The organism is Luteimonas flava, from assembly GCF_036584485.1.
Lineage (GTDB): Bacteria > Pseudomonadota > Gammaproteobacteria > Xanthomonadales > Xanthomonadaceae > Luteimonas > Luteimonas flava.
Map to the genome: position 1 here is coordinate 958,587 of NZ_JAZHBM010000003.1, position 21,235 is coordinate 979,821.

16 protein-coding genes are annotated in these 21,235 nt (G+C 68.7%); 13 read left to right on the forward strand and 3 right to left on the reverse strand.

The window, feature by feature from the left end; all coding sequences use genetic code 11:
- Positions 1–76: 76 nt before the first annotated feature.
- A complete protein-coding gene (locus tag V3391_RS16765) occupies positions 77–2,626 on the reverse strand; it encodes a penicillin-binding protein 1A (RefSeq protein WP_332079564.1) in 2,550 nt (849 codons plus the stop codon).
- A gap of 204 nt (positions 2,627–2,830) precedes the next feature.
- On the opposite strand from V3391_RS16765, the gene V3391_RS16770 reads away from it, so the two are divergent.
- The 12 genes from V3391_RS16770 (at position 2,831) to V3391_RS16825 (ending at position 16,055) form a co-directional block, all read left to right on the forward strand.
- Positions 2,831–3,889, forward strand: a complete 1,059-nt coding sequence (locus V3391_RS16770; protein WP_232134342.1) for a pilus assembly protein PilM — start codon at positions 2,831–2,833, stop codon at positions 3,887–3,889.
- Positions 3,889–4,539: a PilN domain-containing protein gene (locus V3391_RS16775; RefSeq protein ID WP_332079565.1), complete on the forward strand. Its 651-nt coding sequence runs from the start codon at positions 3,889–3,891 to the stop codon at positions 4,537–4,539. Before V3391_RS16770 ends, V3391_RS16775 begins: the two co-directional genes overlap by 1 nt.
- On the forward strand, positions 4,536–5,207 hold the full coding sequence (locus V3391_RS16780; RefSeq protein ID WP_332079566.1) for a type IV pilus inner membrane component PilO: 672 nt from the start codon (positions 4,536–4,538) through the stop codon (positions 5,205–5,207). Before V3391_RS16775 ends, V3391_RS16780 begins: the two co-directional genes overlap by 4 nt.
- A gap of 20 nt (positions 5,208–5,227) precedes the next feature.
- Positions 5,228–5,749: a pilus assembly protein PilP gene (locus V3391_RS16785; RefSeq protein ID WP_425497303.1), complete on the forward strand. Its 522-nt coding sequence runs from the start codon at positions 5,228–5,230 to the stop codon at positions 5,747–5,749.
- 14 nt (positions 5,750–5,763) lie between these two features.
- Positions 5,764–7,647, forward strand: a complete 1,884-nt coding sequence (locus V3391_RS16790) for a type IV pilus secretin PilQ (protein ID WP_332079568.1) — start codon at positions 5,764–5,766, stop codon at positions 7,645–7,647.
- Positions 7,648–7,797: 150 nt separating this feature from the next.
- Positions 7,798–8,790, forward strand: a complete 993-nt coding sequence (locus tag V3391_RS16795; protein WP_425497284.1) for an AAA family ATPase — start codon at positions 7,798–7,800, stop codon at positions 8,788–8,790.
- Entirely contained in the window at positions 8,787–9,698 is a 912-nt protein-coding gene (locus V3391_RS16800) for a DUF58 domain-containing protein (RefSeq protein WP_332079571.1), read from the forward strand. The genes V3391_RS16795 and V3391_RS16800 overlap by 4 nt, the downstream gene beginning before the upstream one ends.
- Positions 9,698–10,162 carry a DUF4381 family protein gene (locus V3391_RS16805; protein WP_332079572.1) on the forward strand — a complete coding sequence of 155 codons (465 nt, stop codon included), beginning with the start codon at positions 9,698–9,700 and terminating at the stop codon, positions 10,160–10,162. Before V3391_RS16800 ends, V3391_RS16805 begins: the two co-directional genes overlap by 1 nt.
- On the forward strand, positions 10,159–11,181 hold the full coding sequence (locus V3391_RS16810; protein ID WP_332079573.1) for a vWA domain-containing protein: 1,023 nt from the start codon (positions 10,159–10,161) through the stop codon (positions 11,179–11,181). The genes V3391_RS16805 and V3391_RS16810 overlap by 4 nt, the downstream gene beginning before the upstream one ends.
- On the forward strand, positions 11,178–12,929 hold the full coding sequence (locus V3391_RS16815) for a tetratricopeptide repeat protein (RefSeq protein ID WP_332079574.1): 1,752 nt from the start codon (positions 11,178–11,180) through the stop codon (positions 12,927–12,929). The genes V3391_RS16810 and V3391_RS16815 overlap by 4 nt, the downstream gene beginning before the upstream one ends.
- Entirely contained in the window at positions 12,926–14,635 is a 1,710-nt protein-coding gene (locus V3391_RS16820; RefSeq protein WP_332079575.1) for a BatD family protein, read from the forward strand. The genes V3391_RS16815 and V3391_RS16820 overlap by 4 nt, the downstream gene beginning before the upstream one ends.
- A 46-nt stretch (positions 14,636–14,681) precedes the next feature.
- Positions 14,682–16,055, forward strand: coding sequence for a dicarboxylate/amino acid:cation symporter (locus V3391_RS16825; protein ID WP_425497285.1), 1,374 nt, complete (start codon positions 14,682–14,684; stop codon positions 16,053–16,055).
- Positions 16,056–16,125: 70 nt separating this feature from the next.
- Here the strand turns inward: V3391_RS16825 and V3391_RS16830 are convergent, their stop codons facing one another.
- Positions 16,126–16,689 carry a Dps family protein gene (locus V3391_RS16830; protein WP_332079577.1) on the reverse strand — a complete coding sequence of 188 codons (564 nt, stop codon included), beginning with the start codon at positions 16,687–16,689 and terminating at the stop codon, positions 16,126–16,128.
- 83 nt (positions 16,690–16,772) lie between these two features.
- Between V3391_RS16830 and hrpA the strand changes: the two genes are divergently transcribed.
- Entirely contained in the window at positions 16,773–20,753 is a 3,981-nt protein-coding gene (hrpA, locus tag V3391_RS16835) for an ATP-dependent RNA helicase HrpA (protein WP_332079578.1), read from the forward strand.
- Here hrpA and V3391_RS16840 read toward each other — a convergent pair.
- On the reverse strand, positions 20,746–21,213 hold the full coding sequence (locus V3391_RS16840) for a hypothetical protein (protein ID WP_332079579.1): 468 nt from the start codon (positions 21,211–21,213) through the stop codon (positions 20,746–20,748). The two genes, hrpA and V3391_RS16840, sit on opposite strands and share 8 nt — an antisense overlap.
- Between the last annotated feature and the right edge of the window lie 22 nt (positions 21,214–21,235).

The following is a 21,235-nucleotide window of genomic DNA, read 5'->3' on the forward strand; positions in this document are numbered from 1 at the left end:
GAGCTCGCGACGACGCCGGGCGGCGCCTCGATCGGCCGGCGACGCGATGCGCGCGTGCCGGCCACATCCGCAGTGATCAGAAGATGTCGAACGCTTCCTCGGCCGGCACGTCGTCGATCTGCAGATCGATCTCCGACTCCATACGCTCCAGGTCTTCGGCCTTGACGTACTCGATGATGCCGCCCTCGGACGCGGTCGGCAGCAGGCGGCCACCCGCGGTCACCGCGACGCGCACCATGCCTTCCGGCGGCTCGTTCGTGGCTTCGGGCACGCCTTCGAGCGCGACGCGCATGAAGTCGATCCAGATCGGCAGGGCTGCGCGGCCGCCGTACTCACGGAAGCCCAGCGAGCGGTTGTCGTCGCGGCCCACCCAGACGGATGTCACGAGATTGCCGCCGAAGCCGGAGAACCAGGCATCGCGATGGTCGTTCGTCGAACCGGTCTTGCCGCCGACGTCCTCGCGTTCGAGCACGCGTGCGGCGGTGCCGGTGCCGCGACGCACGACGTCGCGCATCATCGAGATCATCTGGTAGGCCACGCGCTCGTCGATCGCGCGCGGCGCCAACACCGGAGCAGCACCGTCGGCGCGCGGTTCGGGCGGCTTCGGGGCTTCGACCGGCGCTTCGGTGACCTCGCGTTGTTCGGCAGCTGGGCCGAGATTGAAGCCATCGACCACATGGCCGGGCGTCGACGGCTGGCCCGGCGTTCCGCCGGTGCTGCAGCCGCGGCAGGCGCGGGCCGGGTTTTCCTTGAACACCAGCGTGCCCTCACGGTCACGCACTTCGTCGACGAACCAGGGTGTCACGCGGAAGCCGCCATTGGAGAACACCGCGTAGCCGCGGGTCACGTCCAGCGGCGTCAGCGACGGCGTGCCGAGTGCGATGGACAGGTTCGGCGGCAGCTGCGATTCCTCGAAGCCGAAATGGCTGATGTAGCGACGCGCGTAGTCGACGCCGATCGCATCGAGCAGGCGCACGGCCACGAGGTTGCGCGACTGCACCAGTGCCTCGCGCAGGCGCATCGGTCCGACGAACCTGCCATCGGAGTTCTGCGGGCGCCAGTCCTGGCCGCGGCGCATCCTGAAGAGCACCGGTGCGTCGAGCACGATCGAGGCCGGGTTGAACCCCTTCTCGAACGACGCGGCGAAAATGAAAGGCTTGAAGCTCGAACCCGGCTGACGACGCGATTGCGTGGCGCGGTTGAAATTGCTGCCCGCGAAGCTGAAGCCGCCGATCAATGCGCGCACCGCGCCGTCGTCGGGCTCCATCGAGACCAGCGTCGCCTGCGCGCGCGGCAACTGTTCGAGCTGCCAGGTGATGACCGGGGGCGGCAGCGCGTCGGGCGCAGTGTCGGCCGGGGCCTTGGCCGGCGTTTCGATGCGACGCACGCGGGTCAGATCGCCGCGCGTCAGCAGCGCAGCCGGATTCTTGCCGGTCCAGCGGCTGGCGGCAGCGTCAAGCGTCACGGTGCTGCCATCGGACAGCACGACATCGGCCGTGCCGTCTCCACTGCGCACGACGACCGCCGGCAGCATGCCGCCCTGCGGCGCGATGCCGCGCAGGCGACGCGCGGTGGTCTCGGCGTCTTCGCCGGCTGCCAGCTCGAACGTGTCCGCCGGCTTCACCCAGCCGTGGCGACGGTCGTAGGTGGTCAGGCCGTTGCGCACGGCCAGCTCGGCGGCCGCCTGCATGGTCGGGTCGATCGTGGTGGTGACGTGGTAGCCACGGGTCAGCACGTCGCCGCCGTACCGGGCGACCATTTCCAGCCGCACCATTTCCGCCACGTACGGCGCGAAGACTTCGATCGGGCGCTCGTGCGGGCTGGCGTGCATGTCGACGGCGCGTGAGGCGGCGGCGTCCTGCGCGCTGATGAAGCCGAGCTCCTGCATGCGTGCGAGCACGTAGACGTCGCGGCGCTCCTTCGCACGCTCGGGGTTGCTGAGCGGATTGCCGCTGGACGGGAACTTCGGGATCGCCGCCAGCGACGCCATCTCGTCGAGATCGAGTTCGGCCAGCGATTTGCCGTAGTAGAACTCGGCGGCCGCCGCGACGCCGTAGGCGCGATTGCCGAAGAAACTCTTGTTGAGATAGAGCTCGAAGATCTCGTCCTTGCTGAGGTTCTGCTCCATCTTCCGCGCCAGCAGCATCTCGGCGAACTTGCGCGTGAAGCTGTATTCCGAGCTGAGGAAGAACTGGCGCGCGACCTGCTGGGTGATCGTCGAGCCGCCCGGCACGCGGCGGTCGTTGGTCGTGGCCAGCAGCCAGAGCGCGCGCGCGACGCCGCGGTAATCGATACCGCCGTGTTCGTAGAAGCGTGCGTCTTCGGTCGCGAGGAACGCCTGCTTCAGACGCTCGGGCACATCCTCGATGTCGACCGGGTAGCGGCGCGTTTCGCCGAACAGCGCGATCAGCCGGCCGTCCCGCGCGTAGACGTACATCGGCTCCTGCATCTCGATGTCGCGCAGCGCTTCGACATCCGGCAGCTTGGACGCGACCGCCGCGTAGAGGATGCCGCCGGTGATCGCACCGAGGATGCCGAGCACCAGCACCAGGACCAGGGTCCAGCGCAGCAGACGGCGGAAGCGGGAGGGGCGGGGCTTGGGCGTCGACGTGGGGGCTGGGCTCATGGCGGCAAAGTATAGGGGAGGTGTCCGCGGGGCGCCGGTGCGTCGACGTGGAACGGGGCTTGCAGGCGGATTGCACCGGCCGTGCCCGCCGGTGGTTCAGCTTTCCGGAATCGAAGGCGCGTGTTGCCAATACCCGGAAAGTCCGCTATTTAATGCGCCGGGACACGAGGCGTGGCTAAACGCCCGTGGCAAAGGGGATATTCCGTGGGGCTCATCACAAAAAGCCAGGTGCCGATCATCGGCGTCGACATCAGCTCGACTGCGGTCAAGCTGCTGCAGCTGTCGCGCCAGGGCAATCGCTACCGCGTGGAGCACTACGCGGTCGAACCGCTGCCGCCCAATGCGGTGGTCGAGAAGAACATCGTCGAGGTGGAGGCCGTGGGCGAGGCCATCCGCCGCGCGGTGTCGCGCTCGGGCACCAAGGCCAAGCATGCGTCGGCCGCGGTCGCGGGATCGGCGGTCATCACCAAGACCATTCCGATGCCGGCCGACCTCGACGAGGACGATCTCGAATCGCAGGTCGAGCTCGAAGCGGTCAACTACATTCCGTACCCGATCGAGGAAGTGAACCTCGACTTCGAGGTGCTCGGGCCGATGCCCGGCAACGCCGAGATGGTGCAGGTGCTGCTCGCGGCCTCGCGCTCGGAGAACGTCGAGCTCCGCGCTTCCGCGCTGGAGCTGGGCGGACTGACCGCCAAGGTCATCGACGTCGAGGCGTTCGCGGTCGAGAACGCGTTCGCCATGATCGCCGGCACGCTGAGCATGCCGTCCGACGGCGTGGTCGCGCTGGTCGATGTCGGCGCGACGATGACCACGCTCAATGTACTGCGCAACGGGCGCAGCCTGTACTCGCGCGAGCAGGTGTTCGGCGGCAAGCAGCTCACCGACGAGGTGATGCGTCGCTACGGCCTCAGCTACGAGGAAGCCGGGCTGGCCAAGCGCCAGGGCGGCCTGCCGGAGAGCTACGAGGTCGAAGTGCTCGAGCCGTTCAAGGAAGCGATGGTCCAGCAGGTCAGCCGCCTGCTGCAGTTCTTCTACGCAGGCAGTGATTTCAATCGTGTCGACCAGGTGGTGCTGGCCGGTGGCTGCGCATCGATCCCGGGCGTGGCCGACATGGTCGAAGAGCAGCTGGGCGTGCAGACCGTGCTCGCCAATCCGTTGGCGCAGATGACGCTCGGCCCGCGCGTGCAGGCGCACGCGCTGGCCCAGGATGCGCCCGCGCTGATGATCGCCTGCGGCCTGGCCCTGAGGAGCTTCGACTGATGTCCAGGATCAATCTCCTCCCGTGGCGCGCCGAACGGCGCAAGCAGCGGCAGAAGGAATTCGGTGTCATGGTCGGCATCGCTGCGGCGACCGGCGTGGCGCTGTGGTTCCTCGTCAACATGTACTACAACGCGCAGATCGACGGCCAGAACGAGCGCAACGCGTTCCTGCAGCAGCAGATCGCCGCGGTCGACACCCAGATCACCGAGATCGAAGCGCTCGAATCGCAGCGTGCCCGCCTGTTGGCGCGCAAGGCCGTGATCGAGGAGCTGCAGGGCAACCGCTCGCAGATGGTCCATCTGTTCGACCAGCTCGTTCGCACGATTCCCGATGGGGTCCTGCTGACGTCGCTCAAGCAGGAAGGCCAGACGCTGACGCTCGAAGGGCGTTCGCAGTCGAACGCGCGCGTCAGTACCTACATGCGTTCGCTCGACGGATCCGGCTGGATGACCAGCCCGCAGCTGTCGGTGATCGAAGCACGTGACGGCGTGCCGGGCCTGCCGTATGCGTTCACCCTGAGCGTGCAGCTGTCAACGCCGGCCGCCAAGGAAGCTGCGGCGGCCGAGGGCACCGACCCGGCCGCGCCGGCCGACACCCTGCCCGAGGCTGCGCCGGTCGCTGCGCCCGCTGCAGAAGGAGTCGCGTCGTGAGCAAGAAAAAGATGTCGCTGCGCGAGCTGGACTTCAACAACACGGGATCCTGGCCGCGCGAGTACAAGATCGGCGCCTGCATCCTCGTGGGCCTGCTGATCTTCTTCCTGCTGTGGTACGTGATCACCCGGGAGAAGGGCGACGAGCTGACGAATCTGGAGGCACAGGAGTCCAACCTGCGCGCGGATTTCGAAACCAAGCAGGGGAAGGCCGCGAACCTCGAGCCGCTCAAGCAGCAGCTGGCCCAGATGGAACAGCAGTTGCAGCAGATGTTGCGGCAGTTGCCGAGCAAGACGGAGATGCCCGATCTGATCGTAGACATTTCGCAGACCGCGATCGCGACCGGCATCCAGAACGACCTGTTCAAGCCGGGCGAGGAAATGCCGCGCGAGTTCTACGCCGAGCAGCCGATCGCCCTGCGCATGGTCGGCACCTACCACCAGTTCGGCGCGTTCGTCAGCGGTGTCGCATCGTTGCCACGCGTGGTCATCATGACGATGCACGACATTTCGCTGAAGCCGCGCGCTGGCGGTACCGATGGTCTGGCGGGTATCGGGCCGAATTCCAGTCTCGAACTTTCCGGTACCGTGAAGACCTACCGCTATCTGGACGAAGAAGAGACCGCCGCGCAAGCCCAGGCCGCGCAGACGACGGAGGGGACGCCGTGATGGCCGTCAGGACGGGCAACATGATGCGTGGCGTTGCGCTGCTGTCGATGGCGCTGGCGACCTCTGGCTGCGGCCGCGGCGTCACCAGCGAACCGGGCGAGGCGCCCAATCTCGAAGTCTGGGCCGAAGAGGTCAAGCAGCGTCCAGCACCGGCGCTGGAGCCTCTGCCGGTGATGCAGCAGTTCGAGACGTTCGAGTACTCGGCGCAGGGAATCCGCGACCCCTTCAGCAATGCATTTACCGACGACTCCGGCGGCAGCGGTCCGCGACCGGATTCGAACCGGCGCAAGGAAATCACCGAGCAATATCCGCTCGACAGCATGTCGATGGTGGGCACGATCGGCACCGGGGGCCGCATCGTCGGTCTGGTGCTCGCGCCCGACAAGGTGACCTACCGCATTAACCCGGGCAACTACCTGGGTCAGAACGATGGCCGCGTCACTTCGGTCAATGAAAATCGCATCGAGCTCGTCGAGCTCGTGCCCGATGGCGCCGGCGGCTGGTTGGAACGTCCGGCTTCGCTCGCGCTGAACGAACAATGATGAGGGGAAGCAACATGACCGTGAGCAACGCGGGAAGCCTGCAGTCGGGCCGGATGAAATCGGTGCGTGCCGGCGCGCTCGGTCTTGCCATAGGACTGGTGGCGACGTTCAGTGGTGCCCATGCGGCGCAGGCGCCGACGCATGCGTCGCTGCTGCCCCTGCTGCAGGCAACGACTGCCGCAGCGCAGCCGGCCGGGGCGGTCGCAGTGACGGATATCGATTTCCGTCGCGGTGACGGCGGCTCGGGCAAGCTGGTGCTTCGCTTCGATGGAGACGGCGCCGCGCCCGACCTGCGCACGCAGGGTGGGAATGTCGTCATCAGCCTCGGCGGGGCGACGCTGCCGGCGTCTCTGCAGCGTCCGCTCAACGTCACCGACTTCGCCACGCCCGTGCAGCGCATCGACGCACGCCAGGGCGCGGACGGCACGCAGGTCGTGCTCAGCGCACGCGGTGAATTCGAGCCGATGGCGTACCAGAGCGGTCGCGACTACATCGTCGAGATCATCCCGCGCACCGGCGCTGCCACCAGCGAGCGCGCTGTGGGCGCAGCATCGACGGCTGCGACGATGGGCCAGGCAGCTGCGGCGACGGTATCGGACGTGCGCGCCTACAGCGGCGCGCCGGTGACGTTCAACTTCCAGGACGTGCCGGTGCGCACAGTGCTGCAGCTGATCGCCGACGAGTCGAACCTCAACATCGTCGCCAGCGACAGCGTGACCGGCAACGTGACCCTGCGCCTGCAGAACGTGCCCTGGGATCAGGCGCTGGACATCGTCCTGCAGGCCAAGTCCCTGGACAAGCGCCGCAGCGGCAATGTGGTCTGGGTCGCGCCCCAGAGTGAGATCGCCGCGTTCGAGCAGGCCAAGGAAGACGCGCGCCTGGCGATCGAAGAGCGTGCGGAGATGGCGACCGAGTACATCCCGATCAGTTACGGCAATGCGGAAGATATTGCGAAGCTGCTGACGGAAGAGAGCAAGAGCGGAGCAAGCGGCGGCAGCGGAACCTCGCAGCAACGCGGTTTCCTTTCGACGCGCGGCAGCCTGAGCTTCGACCGCCGCACCAACACTTTGCTGGTCATCGATATTCCGAATCGAGTCGCAGAGATCAAACGTCTCGTCAACATGCTTGACAAGCCGGTCGACCAGGTTGTGATCGAAGCGCGCATTGTCATTGCGAACGAATCGTTCGCGCGCAACCTTGGCGCGCGGTTTGGTGTCAGCGCGAGCAAACAGCGTGTCAACGTGGGTGGTTCGCTCGCTCCTCAAACGGCAGGTGGCCCTCTGGTTCCTGGCGGGCTGAATGTAAACCTCCCGATCGAAGCTGGTCCTTCGCTCGCGTTTACCATTCTCGGTAATACGATTGACTGGGCAGTCGAACTTCAGGCGTTGCAGAGCGAGCAACGGGGTGAGGTGATCTCCAACCCACGCGTTGTAACGAGTAACCAGCGAGAAGCCGTGATCAGTCAAGGTCAGGAGATTGGCTACCTGACGATCACCGGCGGTCAGAGCAACAGCATCCCGACTGTCGAGTTCAAGGATGTCCTGCTGGAGCTCAAGGTGACGCCGACGATCACCAATGACGGCCGCGTGTTCCTAGCGATGGACATCAAGAAAGACGAAGTTACGGGCGAAGTCGACTACCCCGGCATCGGTACGGTTCCGCTTATCAGTAAGCGCAACGTGACCACCGCAGTACTGATCGATGATGGTCAAACCGTTGCCATCGGCGGCGTTTACGAGTTCACCGATCGCGCATCTCTCTCGAAGGTGCCGTTCCTAGGCGATCTGCCTATTCTCGGTAATCTGTTCAAGAGCCGCGGTCGAAACAAAGAGAAAGCCGAGCTCCTGATCTTTGTGACCCCGAAGGTCATGCGCGTAGCCCAGCGTCCGGTCAACTGATCGGTGCAATCTGTAAGTCGTCAAGCGACGGGGCCTTCGGGCCCCGTTCGCGTTTCCGGGTCGCCGGTTTGGCTGGCGTTGTGAACTGATGGCGCGGGTTCCGGTCAAACTGGGCCTCTGCGCGATGGGCGCCGGTGATCGAGGATGGCGATGGATCTGGTGAACGGAACTGCGGACGGGCTGCATGCGCGGTTCGTGGCGCTTCGCGATGCGCTGTCGGAGGAGATCATCGGGCAGTCGGCGCTGGTCGAGCGGTTGCTCGTGGCGCTGCTGGCGGATGGCCATCTGCTGGTCGAGGGCGCGCCGGGTCTGGCGAAGACGACCGCGGTGCGGGCGTTGGCCGCGCGGCTGGACGCGGATTTCGCACGCGTGCAGTTCACGCCCGATCTGCTGCCCGCGGATCTGACCGGGACCGAGATCTGGCGGCCGCAGGACGGGCGCTTCGAGTTCCAGGCCGGGCCGATCTTCCACCCGCTGCTGCTCGCCGACGAGATCAACCGGGCTCCGGCCAAGGTCCAGTCCGCGCTGCTGGAGGCGATGGGCGAGCGGCAGGTGACGGTGGGGCGTCAGACGTATCGGCTGCCGGACCTGTTCCTGGTCATGGCGACGCAGAACCCGATCGAACAGGAGGGCACCTTCCCCCTGCCGGAAGCGCAGCTGGACCGGTTCCTGATGCATGTGCGCGTGGGCTATCCGGAAGCCGATGCAGAAGCGCGCATCCTGCAACTCGCGCGCGATCGTGCGCTGGCCCAACTCGACGACGTCTCGACACCGGTCGAGCGCATGCCGCTGGCGGACCTGTTCGAAGCGCGGCGCGCAGTCCTGGCGATGCACATGGCGCCTGCGGTCGAGCGTTATCTGGTCGAGCTGGTGCTCGCGTCACGCGACGCCGGCCGCTACGACGCGGCGCTGGCGGACCGGATCGCCTGGGGCGCCAGCCCGCGTGGATCGATCGCGCTGGAGCGCTGCGCGCGCGCGACCGCCTGGCTCGCCGGCCGTGATTTCGTGACCCCCGATGACGTGCGCGCCGTCGCGCCCGATGTCCTGCGCCATCGCGTGCTGCCGAGTTACGAGGCCACGGCCGAGGGCTGGGATGGCGAGCGTCTGGTGCAGGCATTGATCGCGCGGGTGCCGCTGCCGTGAATGCCGACAAGGCGGACGTCGCGCCGGGCGTGCGGCCGTCGCTGGCGGAACTGGTCGCGCTGCGTCCGCTCGCACGGCAGCGCGGCGCGGTGCGCCGTGCACGCAGCGGTGTGCGGGCTCTTGCGCCGTCGCCGCAACGCGGACAGGGCATGGAGTACGCGGAGTCGCGCGATTACGTGGCCGGCGACGACGCGCGGCACATCGACTGGCGTGTGACCGCGCGTACCGGGCGTCCGCATACCAAGACCTTCCAGCGCGAACGCGAACGGCTGACCCTGATCGTCGCCGACACCGCGGCGTCGCTCTACTTCGGCACGCGTGTGCGTTTCAAGTCGACCCAGGCCGCACGCGCAGGCGCGATCGCGGCCTGGACGGCGGCCGCCGATGGCGATCGCATCGCGGCCCTGCGTGGTTCGGTCATCGAAGCGCCGGTGCCGCCCGCTGGTGGCACGCGTGGTGCGTTGCGCGTGTTGCACGCGCTGACACGCTGGTATGCGGCAGCGCCGGAAGGCGATGCGGGACTGGGCGTGGCGATGGACCACGCGCGGCGCCTGCTGCGGCCCGGCTCGCGCCTGCTGGTGCTGGCGGATGCGGCCAGTGCCGCCGCGGTGCCGTCGCGCGACTGGGCGGCGGTGGGGTCGCACTGCGATGCGCTGGTGTTGCTGCTCGACGATCCGCTCGAACGCGTGCCGCCGCGCGGGCGCTTCGGATTCGCAAGCGACGACGGCCGGATCGATCTCGACCTGTCGGGCGTCGCGCAGCGTGGACGCTGGCGCGCGGCCTTCGATGCGCCGCGCGACCTGGCGACCGCGCATCTTCGACGCGCCGGCATCGGCGTCGAGTCCTTGTCCAGCGATGCGCCGAGCGATGGCTGGCTGTCCGCGTTCGCCCGTGGCCGGATGGGCTGATGGCGACGATGCCCGACCTGGTATTGCGCGACATCCACCAGCCGCCTGCGCCGTCGTGGTGGCCGCCGGCGGTGGGCTGGTGGTGGCTGGCGGCCGCGCTGCTGGCGCTGGTCTGCGCCGTCGTGGGCTGGCGTCTGTTCCGCGCATGGCAGCGGCGGCGCTGGCAGCAGCTGTTCGACAGCGAGGTCGCAGCGGCGCCGGATGCGGTCGGCCGGATCGCGGCGATGTCGTCGCTGCTCCGCCGCGCAGCGCGCCGGCAGCGACGCGATGCCGATCGCCTGCAGGGCGACGACTGGCTGTCGTTTCTCGACAACGGTCTGCCGGGCGCGCCATTCACCTCAGGAGTGGGCATCGCCATGCGCGACGGCGCGTTCCGGCGTGAAGCCGACGCGCTGGACACCCCGGCGCTGCACGCGCTCGCACGCATGCGATTCGTTGCGCTGATGCTGGGGCGCGGCCGATGACCGGGGAGGTGCCCGCATGGCTGCCGGCCCTGCGCGAGATGTTCGCGTGGCCCTGGTGGCTGCTGGCGATCCCGCTGCCCTGGCTCGTACGGCGTCTTCTGCCGACGTCGCACAGCCGTGGCGGTGCGCTGCGCGTGCCCTATCGCGGACTCGATGCATTGGCGACCTCCGGCAGCGCAGCCGGCGCGTCGAAGGCGCCTTGGCTGCTGTGGGGGGCGTGGTGTCTGCTGTGCATCGCCGCCGCGCGCCCGCTGCAATGGGGCGAGGTCGAACAGCCGCCGCGCAGCGCGCGCGATCTGATGCTCGCCGTCGACCTGTCGGGCAGCATGAGCGAGGAAGACATGTTCGTCGGGCGACGTCCCGTGGACCGGCTCACGGCGGCGAAGGCGGTCATCGCCGATTTTCTGGAGCGCCGCGCCGGCGACCGCATCGGTCTCATCGTGTTCGGTCAACGCGCCTACGCGATGACGCCGATGACGCTCGACCGCGAGAGCGTGCGCCAGCAGCTCGATGCGACCGTGGTGGGCCTGGTCGGCCGCGAAACCGCGATCGGCGATGCGGTGGGTCTCGCGGTCAAGCGGCTGCAGGATGCGCCGCGCGGCCAGCGCCTGCTGATCCTGCTGACCGATGGCGTCAGCAACGCCGGCGCACTGACGCCCGACAAGGCCGCCGAACTGGCGCGCGATGCCGGCGTTCGCGTTCACACGATCGCGTTCGGCAGCGATGCCGGCGCCGGTGGCCTGCTCGGCTTCCAGATGCCCGGCAGCGAACCGGCGATCGACGAGGCCGCGCTGCAACGCATCGCCGACACCACCGGCGGTCGTGCATTCCGGGCGCGCGATACCGGTGAACTCGCCGGCATCTACGGCGAGATCGATCGTCTCGAACCGGTCGAACAGCCCGGACCCGCATTGCGCCCGCGCATCGAGCGCTATCCGTTGCCGCTCGGCGCTGCGTGCGGGTTGCTGTTGCTCGCGCTGCTGCCGCAGTTGCGCCTGCGTCGCGAGGCGGCCGCATGAACCTGCCGTTCGACGCAGTGCAGTTCGCGCGTCCGGCCTGGCTGTGGGCACTGCTGGCGTTGCCGCTGCTCGCGTGGATCTGGTGGCGACGTCGACGCAGCGCAGAGGCCTGGCGCGAGGCCGTGGATCCGCACCTGCTCACGCATCTCCTCGAAGCGCGTCCGGACCGTCGCGGTCTGTTCGGGCTCGTCGCGTGGCTGCTTGCCGGCTTGCTGGCGGTGCTGGCCATGGCCGGGCCGGGTTGGCGCGAGGTCGCGGTGCCGCTCGATACGCAGGGCATGGCGCCGCTCGTCGTGGCGATCGACCTGTCGACCTCGAGTACCGCCAGCGATCTGTCGCCCTCGCGGCTGCTGCAGGCGCGCGCGAAGCTCGCGCAGTTGCTGGCCGAACGTGGCGCGGGCCAGGTCGCGCTGGTCGCTTACGCCGACGATGCCTTCACCGTCGCACCGCTGACCGACGATGCGCGCAACGTGGCGCTGTATCTCGATGCCTTGTCGCCGGAGATCATGCCGGTCGATGGTCAGCGCGCCGATCGCGCGATCGCGCACGCGACGCGCCTGCTGCGGCAGGGACAGGCGCTGCGCGGCGACATCCTGCTGGTGACCGGCGCTGCTGATACGGCGGCCGTCGCGGAAGCGGGCATCGCCGCGCGCATGGGCTATCGGGTCTCCGTGCTCGGACTCGGCACCGCGGCCGGTGCGGCCTATCGCGACGCCGATGGTGCGCTCGCGCACGCACGTCTGGACACCGTCGCGTTGCGCGCGCTCGCGGTCGCTGGCGACGGTCGCTACCACGCGTTGTCGATCGACGATGGCGATCTGCGGGCGCTCGGCGTGCTGACGCCGGAGGCGCGTGCAGGCGCCGCGTCTGCGCGCAGCGATGCGAGCGAGCGCCGCGTGCTCGATGAAGGTTACTGGCTGTTGCTGCCGTTGCTCGCGCTGGTGCTGCTGGCCTTCCGCCGCGGATCCGGCTTTGCCTGCGTGGCGGTACTGGCGCTGTTGCCGGCCCTGTTACCGGTGCCTGCGCAAGCGAAGGCGCCCGTCGCAACCCCCTGGCAGCGTGCGGACCAGGTCGCCGACGGCCGGATGCGCGCAGGCACGTCGGCCTATCGCAGCGAACGCTACGACGAGGCCCTGAAGACGTGGACCGGATTGCCGGGCGCCGATGCGGCGTACAACCGTGGCAATGCGCTGGCGCGGCTGGGCCGTTTCGACGATGCGATTGCGGCCTACGACGAGGCGCTGTCGCAGCAGCCGGGCATGGCCGATGCGCAGGCGAACCGCGCCGCCGTCGAAGCCGCGCGCAGCCGCAAGCCGCCACCGGGACAGGGGCAGGATCCGCGCGCGCCGCAGAAACCGCGCGACGACGGTGACAGCCAATCCAAGCCGGGCGAAGCCGGCGATCCTTCGGACAGCCAGCCTGGCGATGCGCAGGGGCAGGGCGATCAGCGTCCGCCGCCCGACGCCCCGGAACCGCAGGCATCCGACACGCCGCCGCCAGCCGATGCGCAGGCGCAGCGCGATGCGGATGCGCAACAGCGCGAACAGATGCAGCGCGCGCTCGAAGGCCAGACAGAGCCATCCGATGAAGACGCAGCCGACGCCGGCGCAACGGGTGCCGAAACCGGCGACGAGCGCGCGCAGGCGAATGCCGCCTGGCTGCGGCGCGTGCCCGATGATCCGGGCGGATTGCTGCGGGCCAAGTTCCGGCTCGAACACGAACGCCGCGCAACGGGAGGCGACCGATGAAGGCTGTGCGTTCGAAGGGCGCGCGATCCGCGGCGTGGCTGGTCGCGATGCTGGTGCTGTCGTGCCTGGCCGGCATTGCGCAGGCGCAGACGCGCGCATGGCTCGACCGCGACCGCATCGCGTTCGGCGAAACGACCACGCTCAACGTCGAAACCGACAGTGCAGGCGACGCACCCGACTGGACGCCACTGGCGCGCGATTTCGACGTCAGCGGACATACCAGTCGACGCGAGGTGGAGATCACCGGTGGCCGCCGCGTGACTCGTTCGCTCTACGGCGTCGCGCTGCGGCCGCGCCGCGAAGGTGTGCTCACGGTGCCGGCCCTGCAGGTGGGCGGTGCACGCACTGCGCCACTGTCGCTGAGCGTCGCGCCGGCTGCGGTCACGGCCGCGCGGGATGGGGCGCCGGCCTTCATCGAAGCCGACATCGACGTGCAGTCGCCGTACGTGCAGCAGTCGGTGGGTTACGTGCTGCGGCTGTATTACGCGACGCCGCTGGTGTCGGGCAGCCTCGACCAGCCCGCGCCCGAGGGCGCGTCGATGCAGCGCATCGGCAGCGACGTGCAATACAGCCGCGACATCGACGGGCGCCGCTACAGCGTCGTCGAGCGTCGCTACCAGATCGTGCCCGAGCGCAGCGGCACGCTGTCGATACCCGGCGCGCGCTTCGAGGGGCGCGGCGCGGGCGGCGGCATGTTCGACGACGTGTTCAATCGCGGGCCGCGCGAACTGTCGGCGAACGGACCGCCCAGCGTGCTGGACGTGCGCGCGATGCCCGCGAACGCGCCGCAGCCGTGGCTGCCGCTGTATGGCGTGCAGGCGCGCTGGCTGGAAGCGCCGACCGAAGGCCGCGCCGGCGAGGCCAGCACCTTCTTGCTGGAGGCCGTGTTCGATGGCGCGGTGGGCACGCAGCTGCCTGAAATCGGTCTGCCGCCGTTGCAGGGCGCGCAGGTGTTCGCCGAACCGCCGCAGTACGACGAGAGTTTCGAGGACGGCCGGCCGCGCGTGCGGCTGACCCGGCGCTACTCGGTGGTGCCGCGCGCCGAGGGCAGCCTGCAGGTGCCGGGTCCGCGGATCGCCTGGTGGGACGTGCGCGCCGGCGCGGCGCGGACCAGTGGTCCGCCTGCGGTGTCGCTGGCGGTCGCGGCCGGTGAAGTGATGCCCGGTGGGGCAGCGGCGCAGGACGTCGACGCGGCGGCGTCGCCCGTCATCACGATGGTGTCCGATGCCGGCGCTTCGCGTCTGTGGCCTGCGCTCGCCGCCCTGCTCGGTGCGCTGTGGCTGGCGACCGCGTGGCTGGCGTGGCGGCTGTACCGTCAGCAGCCGATCGGCCTTCGACGCGCAGGCGCCGCCTCGCCGGCATCCGGCGATGCGCCGGTGTCTCCGCAATCGTCGGGCTCGGCAGGCCAAGCCCAGCGTCGCCTGATGCACGTGCTGCAGACCGGCGAGCCGGCGGACGTGGAAGCCGCCTTGCGCGCGTTGTCCGACCCGCCTGCGGCGGATCTCGACACGCTCGCGTCCCGTCTCGAGACGCCTGGCCAGCGTGACGCTGTCGCACTCTGGCAGCGGGCGCGCTGGACCGGGGGCGACTTGCCCGGCGCGCGCGAGGCGCTGCGCGCGGCGTTCCGCGGTGGCGCCTCGTGGCGGGATGCGCCTTCGCGTGCGCCGCGCGGCCCGGACCTGCCGCCGCTGTACCCGCGCCGCTGAGCCCCGCTTCCTGCTAGCCTCCGCGCTTTCCCGCGGTCTCCACGCCATGGCCGATTCCAACGCTCCCGTACGTTCCCGCATGCCGCTCCACTGGAAGATCGCGATCGGCTTCGCAGCCGGTCTGATCCTCGGCCTCATCGCGCACTACACCGGCCTGACCGGCTGGACGCTAGCCGATCCCGGATCGGCCGCCTGCACCGTCGCCGAGCCGTCGTGGCAGTGCCGGCCGCTGATCGAGAGCTTCGTGGGCTGGGTCACCGAGCCGCTCGGCACGCTGTTCCTCAGCCTGATCTTCATGCTGATCGTGCCGCTGCTGTTCTCGGCGCTGGTGATCGGCGTGTCGGAAATGGGCGATGTCGCGGCGCTCGGCCGGATCGGCTGGCGCACGCTCGCGTGGACCGTCGTGCTGTCGGGCATCGCGGTCGTGGTGGGACTGGTGATGGTGAACCTGTTCCGCCCCGGCGACGGCGTGGACCCCGCGCTCGCGCAGCAGCTGCTGGCCGAAGGCGCGCAGCGCACCGAGGCGATCGTGCGCGACAGCAAGGAAGGCGCGACCGGCATGGACATGCTGATGTCGATCGTGCCGCAGAACGTGGTGGGCGCTGCGTCGGACAACGCCAACATCCTGTCGCTGATGTTCTTCGCGCTGATGTTCGGCATCGGTCTGGTCCTGACGAAGTCCGAGGCCACCGCGACACTCAAGCGCGGCATCGAAGGTCTGTTCGAAGTATCGATGACGCTGATCGGCCTGGTGATCCGCCTCGCGCCGATCGCGGTGTTCTGTTTCATGTTCAATCTCGCCGTGCTGTTCGGCTGGGATCTGCTGCTGCGCCTGGGCGCGTACGTGCTCGTGGTGGTCGGCGCGCTGGCGCTGCACATGCTGGTGACGTACTCGCTGGCGTTGAAGTTCGTCGGCGGCTGGTCGCCGCTGGCGTTCTTCCGCGGCGTGCAGGAAGCGATGCTGATGGCGTTCTCCACCGCGTCGAGCAACGCCACGCTGCCGACCGCGCTGCGCATCGCCGACGAGAACCTCAAGTTGCCGCGCAAGGTGTCGCGCTTCGTGCTGACCGTCGGCGCCACCGCCAACCAAAACGGCACCGCGCTGTTCGAAGGCGTCACGGTGATCTTCCTGGCGCAGTTCTTCGGCGTGGACCTGTCGATCTGGCAGCAGGTGCTGGTGATGCTGGTCTGCATCCTCGGCGGTATCGGCACGGCCGGTGTGCCGTCGGGGTCGCTGCCGGTGGTGGCGTTGATCTGCACGATGGTCGGCGTGCCGGCCGAAGGCATCGGCCTGGTGCTGGGCGTCAACCACTTCCTCGATATGTGCCGCACCACGGTCAACGTGACGGGCGATCTCGGCATCGCGGCGCTGGTGTCGCGCGGCGAGGACGACGCGCCCGAGCCGCTGAAAACGGCCTGACGTCGCGCGGATATGCAGATACGAAAACGCCCGGCCATGCCGGGCGTTTTCTTGAAGCGGAACGTGATGCTTACTGCAGCAGCGAGCGCAGCATCCAGGCGTTCTTCTCATGCGTCTGCAGACGCTGGGTCAGCAGGTCCTCGGTCGGATCGTCGTCGGCATCGTCGGCCACATCCAGCGCCTTGCGCGCGCTGCGGCATACGGCCTCGTTGCCGACGACCAGCTGGCGCACCATCTCGCGCCAGTCCGGCGCCTTCTCCAGGCCCGGCTCTTCCTTGATCGACGACAGCTGGATGAACTCGCCATACGAACCCGGCGCGTTGTAGCCCAGCGCGCGAATGCGCTCGGCGATCTCGTCCAGCGCATTCCATTGTTCGGTGTACTGGCCCTCGAACATCACGTGCAGGGCGTTGAACATCGGCCCGGTGACGTTCCAGTGGAAATTGTGGGTCTTGAGATACAGCGTATAGGCATCGGCCAGGAACACCGACAGATGCTGGGCGACCGCCTTGCGATCCGCGTCGCTGATCCCGATATCGATGGCCGGCGCCTTGGATTGCGCGTCGGGCGACGCGACGGCCGGGGCGACCGGTGTCTTGGACGATTTGGACTTGCTCGGCTTGGTCTTGGCCATGACAGGACTCCGGTAATGAAGGGATTGCGCCCACAATATGGGCGCATCCGTTGTGGATATGTGACTTGAGGGCGGGTTCGGGCGTGACGCAGCATTCCAGCGACAAGGCGGTGAACGGCGCGTTGAAACACGCGCAGGCCGCGATCGAAACCGCGTCGACGCGCGACCGCGGCCGCCTGCTTGGACTGCTCGGTCGCTGGCGGCGCGCCCCCGGCGATGCGTCGGCGCGCGAGGCGTTCGAAATGCGCCTGCAGGCCTCCATCCGGCAGCGCGAGACGCGCGCCGCGCAACTGCCGCGTGCCGAAGTCGATCCGGTGCTGCCGATCGCCGGCAAGGCCGAGGAAATCGTCGCGTTGATCCGTGCGCACCAGGTCGTCGTCGTCGCCGGCGAGACCGGATCGGGCAAGACGACGCAGCTGCCCAAGCTGTGCCTGGCCGCCGGCCGCGGCACAGCCGGTCTGATCGGTTGCACCCAGCCACGCCGCATCGCCGCGCGTACGGTGGCCAAGCGGGTGGCCGAAGAGCTGCAGGTCCCGAGCGGCGGCCTCGTCGGCTACCAGGTCCGCTTCAACGACAACGTCAGCGATGCGACCGCGATCAAGTTCATGACCGACGGCATCCTGCTCGCGGAAATCGCGTCAGACCGCTGGCTGTCGGCCTACGACACGATCATCATCGACGAGGCGCACGAGCGCAGCCTCAACATCGATTTCCTGCTGGGCTATCTGAAGCAGCTCCTTGGCCGTCGCCCGGATCTGAAGCTGATCGTGACCTCGGCGACGATCGACACCGCGCGCTTCGCCGAGCATTTCGACGGCGCACCGGTGGTCGATGTCGAAGGTCGCGGCTTCCCGGTCGAGGTGCGTTACCGCCCGCTGGACGGCGAAGGCGACGACGCGGGCGAACGCAGCGTGCTCGACGGCATCGTGGCGGTCTGCGACGAGATCATGCAGATGCGCGGCACCGGCGACACGCTGATCTTCCTGCCCGGCGAGCGCGAAATCCGCGATGCGCACCAGGCGCTCGAGCGTCGCAAATACCGGCACACCGAAGTGCTGCCGCTGTATGCGCGGCTGTCGGCGAAAGACCAGGACCGCGTGTTCAATCCCGGGCCGCAGCGGCGCATCGTGCTGGCGACGAACGTCGCCGAGACCTCGCTGACGGTGCCGCGCATCCACTACGTGGTCGATCCGGGACTCGCACGCGTCAAGCGCTACAGCCCGCGGCAGAAGCTGGACCGTCTGCACATCGAGCCGGTCAGCCAGGCCAGCGCCGACCAGCGCAAGGGGCGTTGCGGCCGTATCGCGCCGGGTACGTGTTTCCGCGTGTTCTCGGAAGCGGATTTCGCCTCGCGTCCGGCCTATACCGACCCCGAAATCCGCCGCGCATCGCTGTCGGGCGTGATCCTGCGGATGCTCTCGCTGAGCCTGGGCAATATCGAATCCTTCCCGTTCGTCGAGCCGCCGGATCCGCGCGCGGTCGCCGACGGCTGGCAGCAGCTCGCCGAGCTCGGCGCGATCGACGGCGAACGCCGGCTCACCGCGACCGGCCGCACGATGGCGAAGCTGCCGGTCGACGCCAAGCTCGCGCGCATGCTCGTCGCCGCGCGTGCGCATGGCTGTCTCGATGCGATGCTCGCGATCGCCTCGTTCCTCGGCATCCAGGATCCGCGCGAGCGGCCGTCCGACCAGCGCGGCGCGGCCGATGCGGCGCACGCGCAATTCGCCGATCCGAAGTCCGAGTTCGTCGGCATCGTGAAACTGTGGGACGGCTACCGGCAGGCGCACGCCGACCTCACCCAGTCGCAGCTGCGCAAATGGTGCGACCGTAATTTCCTCGGCTTCCTGCGCATGCGTGAGTGGCGCGAACTGCATCGCCAGCTGCGGCTGCAGTGCGAGGATCTGGGCTGGTCGATCGAAGCACGCGACGCCGCCGTCGTGGACGCCGATCCGCGCATGGCGGCAAAGGCGGACGCAGCGGCATTCATCGCGCTGCATCGCGCGTTGATCGCCGGTCTGCCGACCCAGGTCGGCCATCGCGCCGACCCTGGTGGCGGGGGCCGCGTGTCCGGCCAGTACGAAGGTCCGCGCGGACGGCGCTTCCAGCTGTTTCCCGGCTCGCCGCTGTCGAAGAAGCCGCCGCCGTGGGTCCTGTCTGCGACGTTGCTCGATACCGAGAAGGTCTGGTCACTGACCAACGCCGCGATCGAGCCCGATTGGGTCATCAGTGAACTCGATCACTTGCTGGCGAGGCGCCACCACGACCCGCGCTGGTCGCGCTCGCAGGGGCGCGTGGTCGGCAGCGAACAGATCAGCCTGTTCGGTCTGGTGCTCGCACCGAAGAAGCCGGTCGATTACGGGCGGCTGTATCCGGACGAATCACGCGCGCTGTTCCTGCGCGACGGACTGGTCACCGGCGAGATCAACACACGCGCGACGTTCGTCGAGCGCAACCTGCGCACGCTCGAGCGCGCACGCGAAGAGGAAGCCAAGCAGCGCCGCTCGGGACTCGTCGTCGACGAAGACTGGATGGCGCAGTGGTACGCGCAGCGCCTGCCCGCCGACGTGCTGTCGGCGCAGGCGCTGGATGCGTGGTGGCGCAAGGCGCCCGAGGCGGCGAAGCAGGCATTGGCGTGGAGCCGCGACGATCTGCTGGTCGCCGATGGCGTGGACGCCGATCTGTTCCCGGCCTTCATTGCGCTCGGCGACGCGCGGCTCGCCGTGTCGTACCGCTTCGAGCCGGGCGCGGTCGACGACGGCATGACCGTCTCGGTGCCGCTGCACCTGCTCAACGCCATCGATCCGGTTCGACTGTCATGGCTGGCGCCCGGCTTCGTCGAGGACAAGGCGGCGGCCTTGATCCGCAGCCTGCCCAAGGCACTGCGCCGCAATTTCGTGCCGGCGCCGGATTTCGCACGCGCCTTCGCGCAGGCCTGGCGCGAAGGTGATGCCGACGCGTTCACCGGCACACTGGCGCGATTCCTCAAGAAGCTCGCCGGCGTGGACATCACCGCGTCGGATTTCGACGAGGCTGCTCTGGAGCCGCATCTGCGCGCGAACCTGCGTCTCGTCGACACCGGTCGCGACCGCAAGAGCGCGACGGTGCTCGCCGAATCGCGCGATCTCGACGACCTGCGCCGCCGCTTCGGCGAGCGCGCTGCGCGCGCGTTCGCGTCGCATGCCGCCGACGGTCTGCAGCAGGGGGGGCTGACCACGTTTCCGGAGACGCCGGTTCCGGTGTCGATTCCCGGCGCCGGCGGCCTGCCGGCCTATCCCGCTCTGCAGGACGATGGCGACAGTGCGTCGCTCGCGGTCCATGCCGATGCCACGCACGCGCGACGCCTGCATCCACAGGGCGTGCGACGCCTGCTGACGATCGCACTGGCGGATCGCGTGCGGCATGCGCGCAAGCAGTTGCCGGTCGCGCCGAAAACAGCGTTGCTCTACGCCGCGATCGAATCGGCCGCGCCGCGCGACGGCAAGCCGGGCGACCGTCTGCGCGAGGATCTCGTCGACGGTGCGCTCGCCGCGCTGCTCACCGACGGACTCGAGACGATCCGCGATGCCGATGCGTTCGCCGCGCATCGTGACGCCGTCGGCAAGGCGCTGTTCGGCGAGGCGATGGCGCGCCTGCAGCAGGCGGAGGCCATTCTCGATCGCGTCGCCGACGTGCGCGCGAAGCTCGAATCGAAGCTGATGGGCTGGGCGCGCGCGAACCTCGACGACATGCAGGCCCAGCTGCACGCGCTCGTGCCGCCGGGATTCCTGCGCACGGTACCGGCGACGGCGCTGTCGGAATACGCGCGTTGGCTGCATGCGTTGTCATTGCGCGCCGAACGGGCGCAACGCGATCCACAACGCGACCAGCAGCGCATGCTCGACGTCAAACCCTTCGTCGACGCCCTCGCCGAAGCCGCTGCGCGCGGCCGCAGCGATGCGCCCGACTGGCAGGCGCTGCGCTGGGATATCGAAGAGTTGCGGGTGTCGCTGTTTGCCCAGGAGCTGGGCGCGAAAGGCGGCGTGTCGCCGAAGAAACTGGCGACGCGGGTGGCGGCGCTTACTTGATGCGTTCGACGCGCGCCCGGGTGTTGTAGTTGTGCACCTTCATCCACCAACCGCCGAATCTTGCGGCACGGATCTGGACCGCCGCGTTCTCGAGCGCGACGCCGGGCAATGCTGCATCGTCGGTCTGGCGCCACACCTGGCCATTGGCCAGTACGTACTCGCGCCCTTTCGAGAATCCAGTGAAAGAGTGGACCAGGGTGCTGTCGACCTCGGTCGCTTCCATCGCTCCGCGCGCAACGGAAACAGACTGGCCGCGCGTGGCGCTAGCAGTCGACGCATCGGCAAGCTGGCGCACGAGCCAGGCATCCAGGCGTGCAAGCTCTGTTGCATCGAGCTTCTGGAGACCAGCAGCCTGGAATTCGGCTTCGCCCATGCGGGTCTGGATAGAAGAATCCTGCGCGTGGGACGCGCCTGCAAACGTGAGGCCGAACGTAATGATGCCGATGATGACTGCACGCATCGTGTGTCTCCAGGAGTTGCGC

What these genes read in the sequence shown, in the direction of transcription:
- V3391_RS16765 (WP_332079564.1), bottom strand. Translation starts at nt 2,626, where the DNA reads ATGAGCCCAGCCCCCACGTCGACGCCCAAGCCCCGCCCCTCCCGCTTC.
- V3391_RS16775 (WP_332079565.1), top strand. Translation starts at nt 3,889, where the DNA reads ATGTCCAGGATCAATCTCCTCCCGTGGCGCGCCGAACGGCGCAAGCAG.
- V3391_RS16785 (WP_425497303.1), top strand. Translation starts at nt 5,228, where the DNA reads ATGATGCGTGGCGTTGCGCTGCTGTCGATGGCGCTGGCGACCTCTGGC.
- V3391_RS16790 (WP_332079568.1), top strand. Translation starts at nt 5,764, where the DNA reads ATGACCGTGAGCAACGCGGGAAGCCTGCAGTCGGGCCGGATGAAATCG.
- V3391_RS16795 (WP_425497284.1), top strand. Translation starts at nt 7,798, where the DNA reads ATGGATCTGGTGAACGGAACTGCGGACGGGCTGCATGCGCGGTTCGTG.
- V3391_RS16805 (WP_332079572.1), top strand. Translation starts at nt 9,698, where the DNA reads ATGGCGACGATGCCCGACCTGGTATTGCGCGACATCCACCAGCCGCCT.
- V3391_RS16810 (WP_332079573.1), top strand. Translation starts at nt 10,159, where the DNA reads ATGACCGGGGAGGTGCCCGCATGGCTGCCGGCCCTGCGCGAGATGTTC.
- V3391_RS16815 (WP_332079574.1), top strand. Translation starts at nt 11,178, where the DNA reads ATGAACCTGCCGTTCGACGCAGTGCAGTTCGCGCGTCCGGCCTGGCTG.
- V3391_RS16820 (WP_332079575.1), top strand. Translation starts at nt 12,926, where the DNA reads ATGAAGGCTGTGCGTTCGAAGGGCGCGCGATCCGCGGCGTGGCTGGTC.
- V3391_RS16825 (WP_425497285.1), top strand. Translation starts at nt 14,682, where the DNA reads ATGGCCGATTCCAACGCTCCCGTACGTTCCCGCATGCCGCTCCACTGG.
- V3391_RS16830 (WP_332079577.1), bottom strand. Translation starts at nt 16,689, where the DNA reads ATGGCCAAGACCAAGCCGAGCAAGTCCAAATCGTCCAAGACACCGGTC.
- V3391_RS16840 (WP_332079579.1), bottom strand. Translation starts at nt 21,213, where the DNA reads ATGCGTGCAGTCATCATCGGCATCATTACGTTCGGCCTCACGTTTGCA.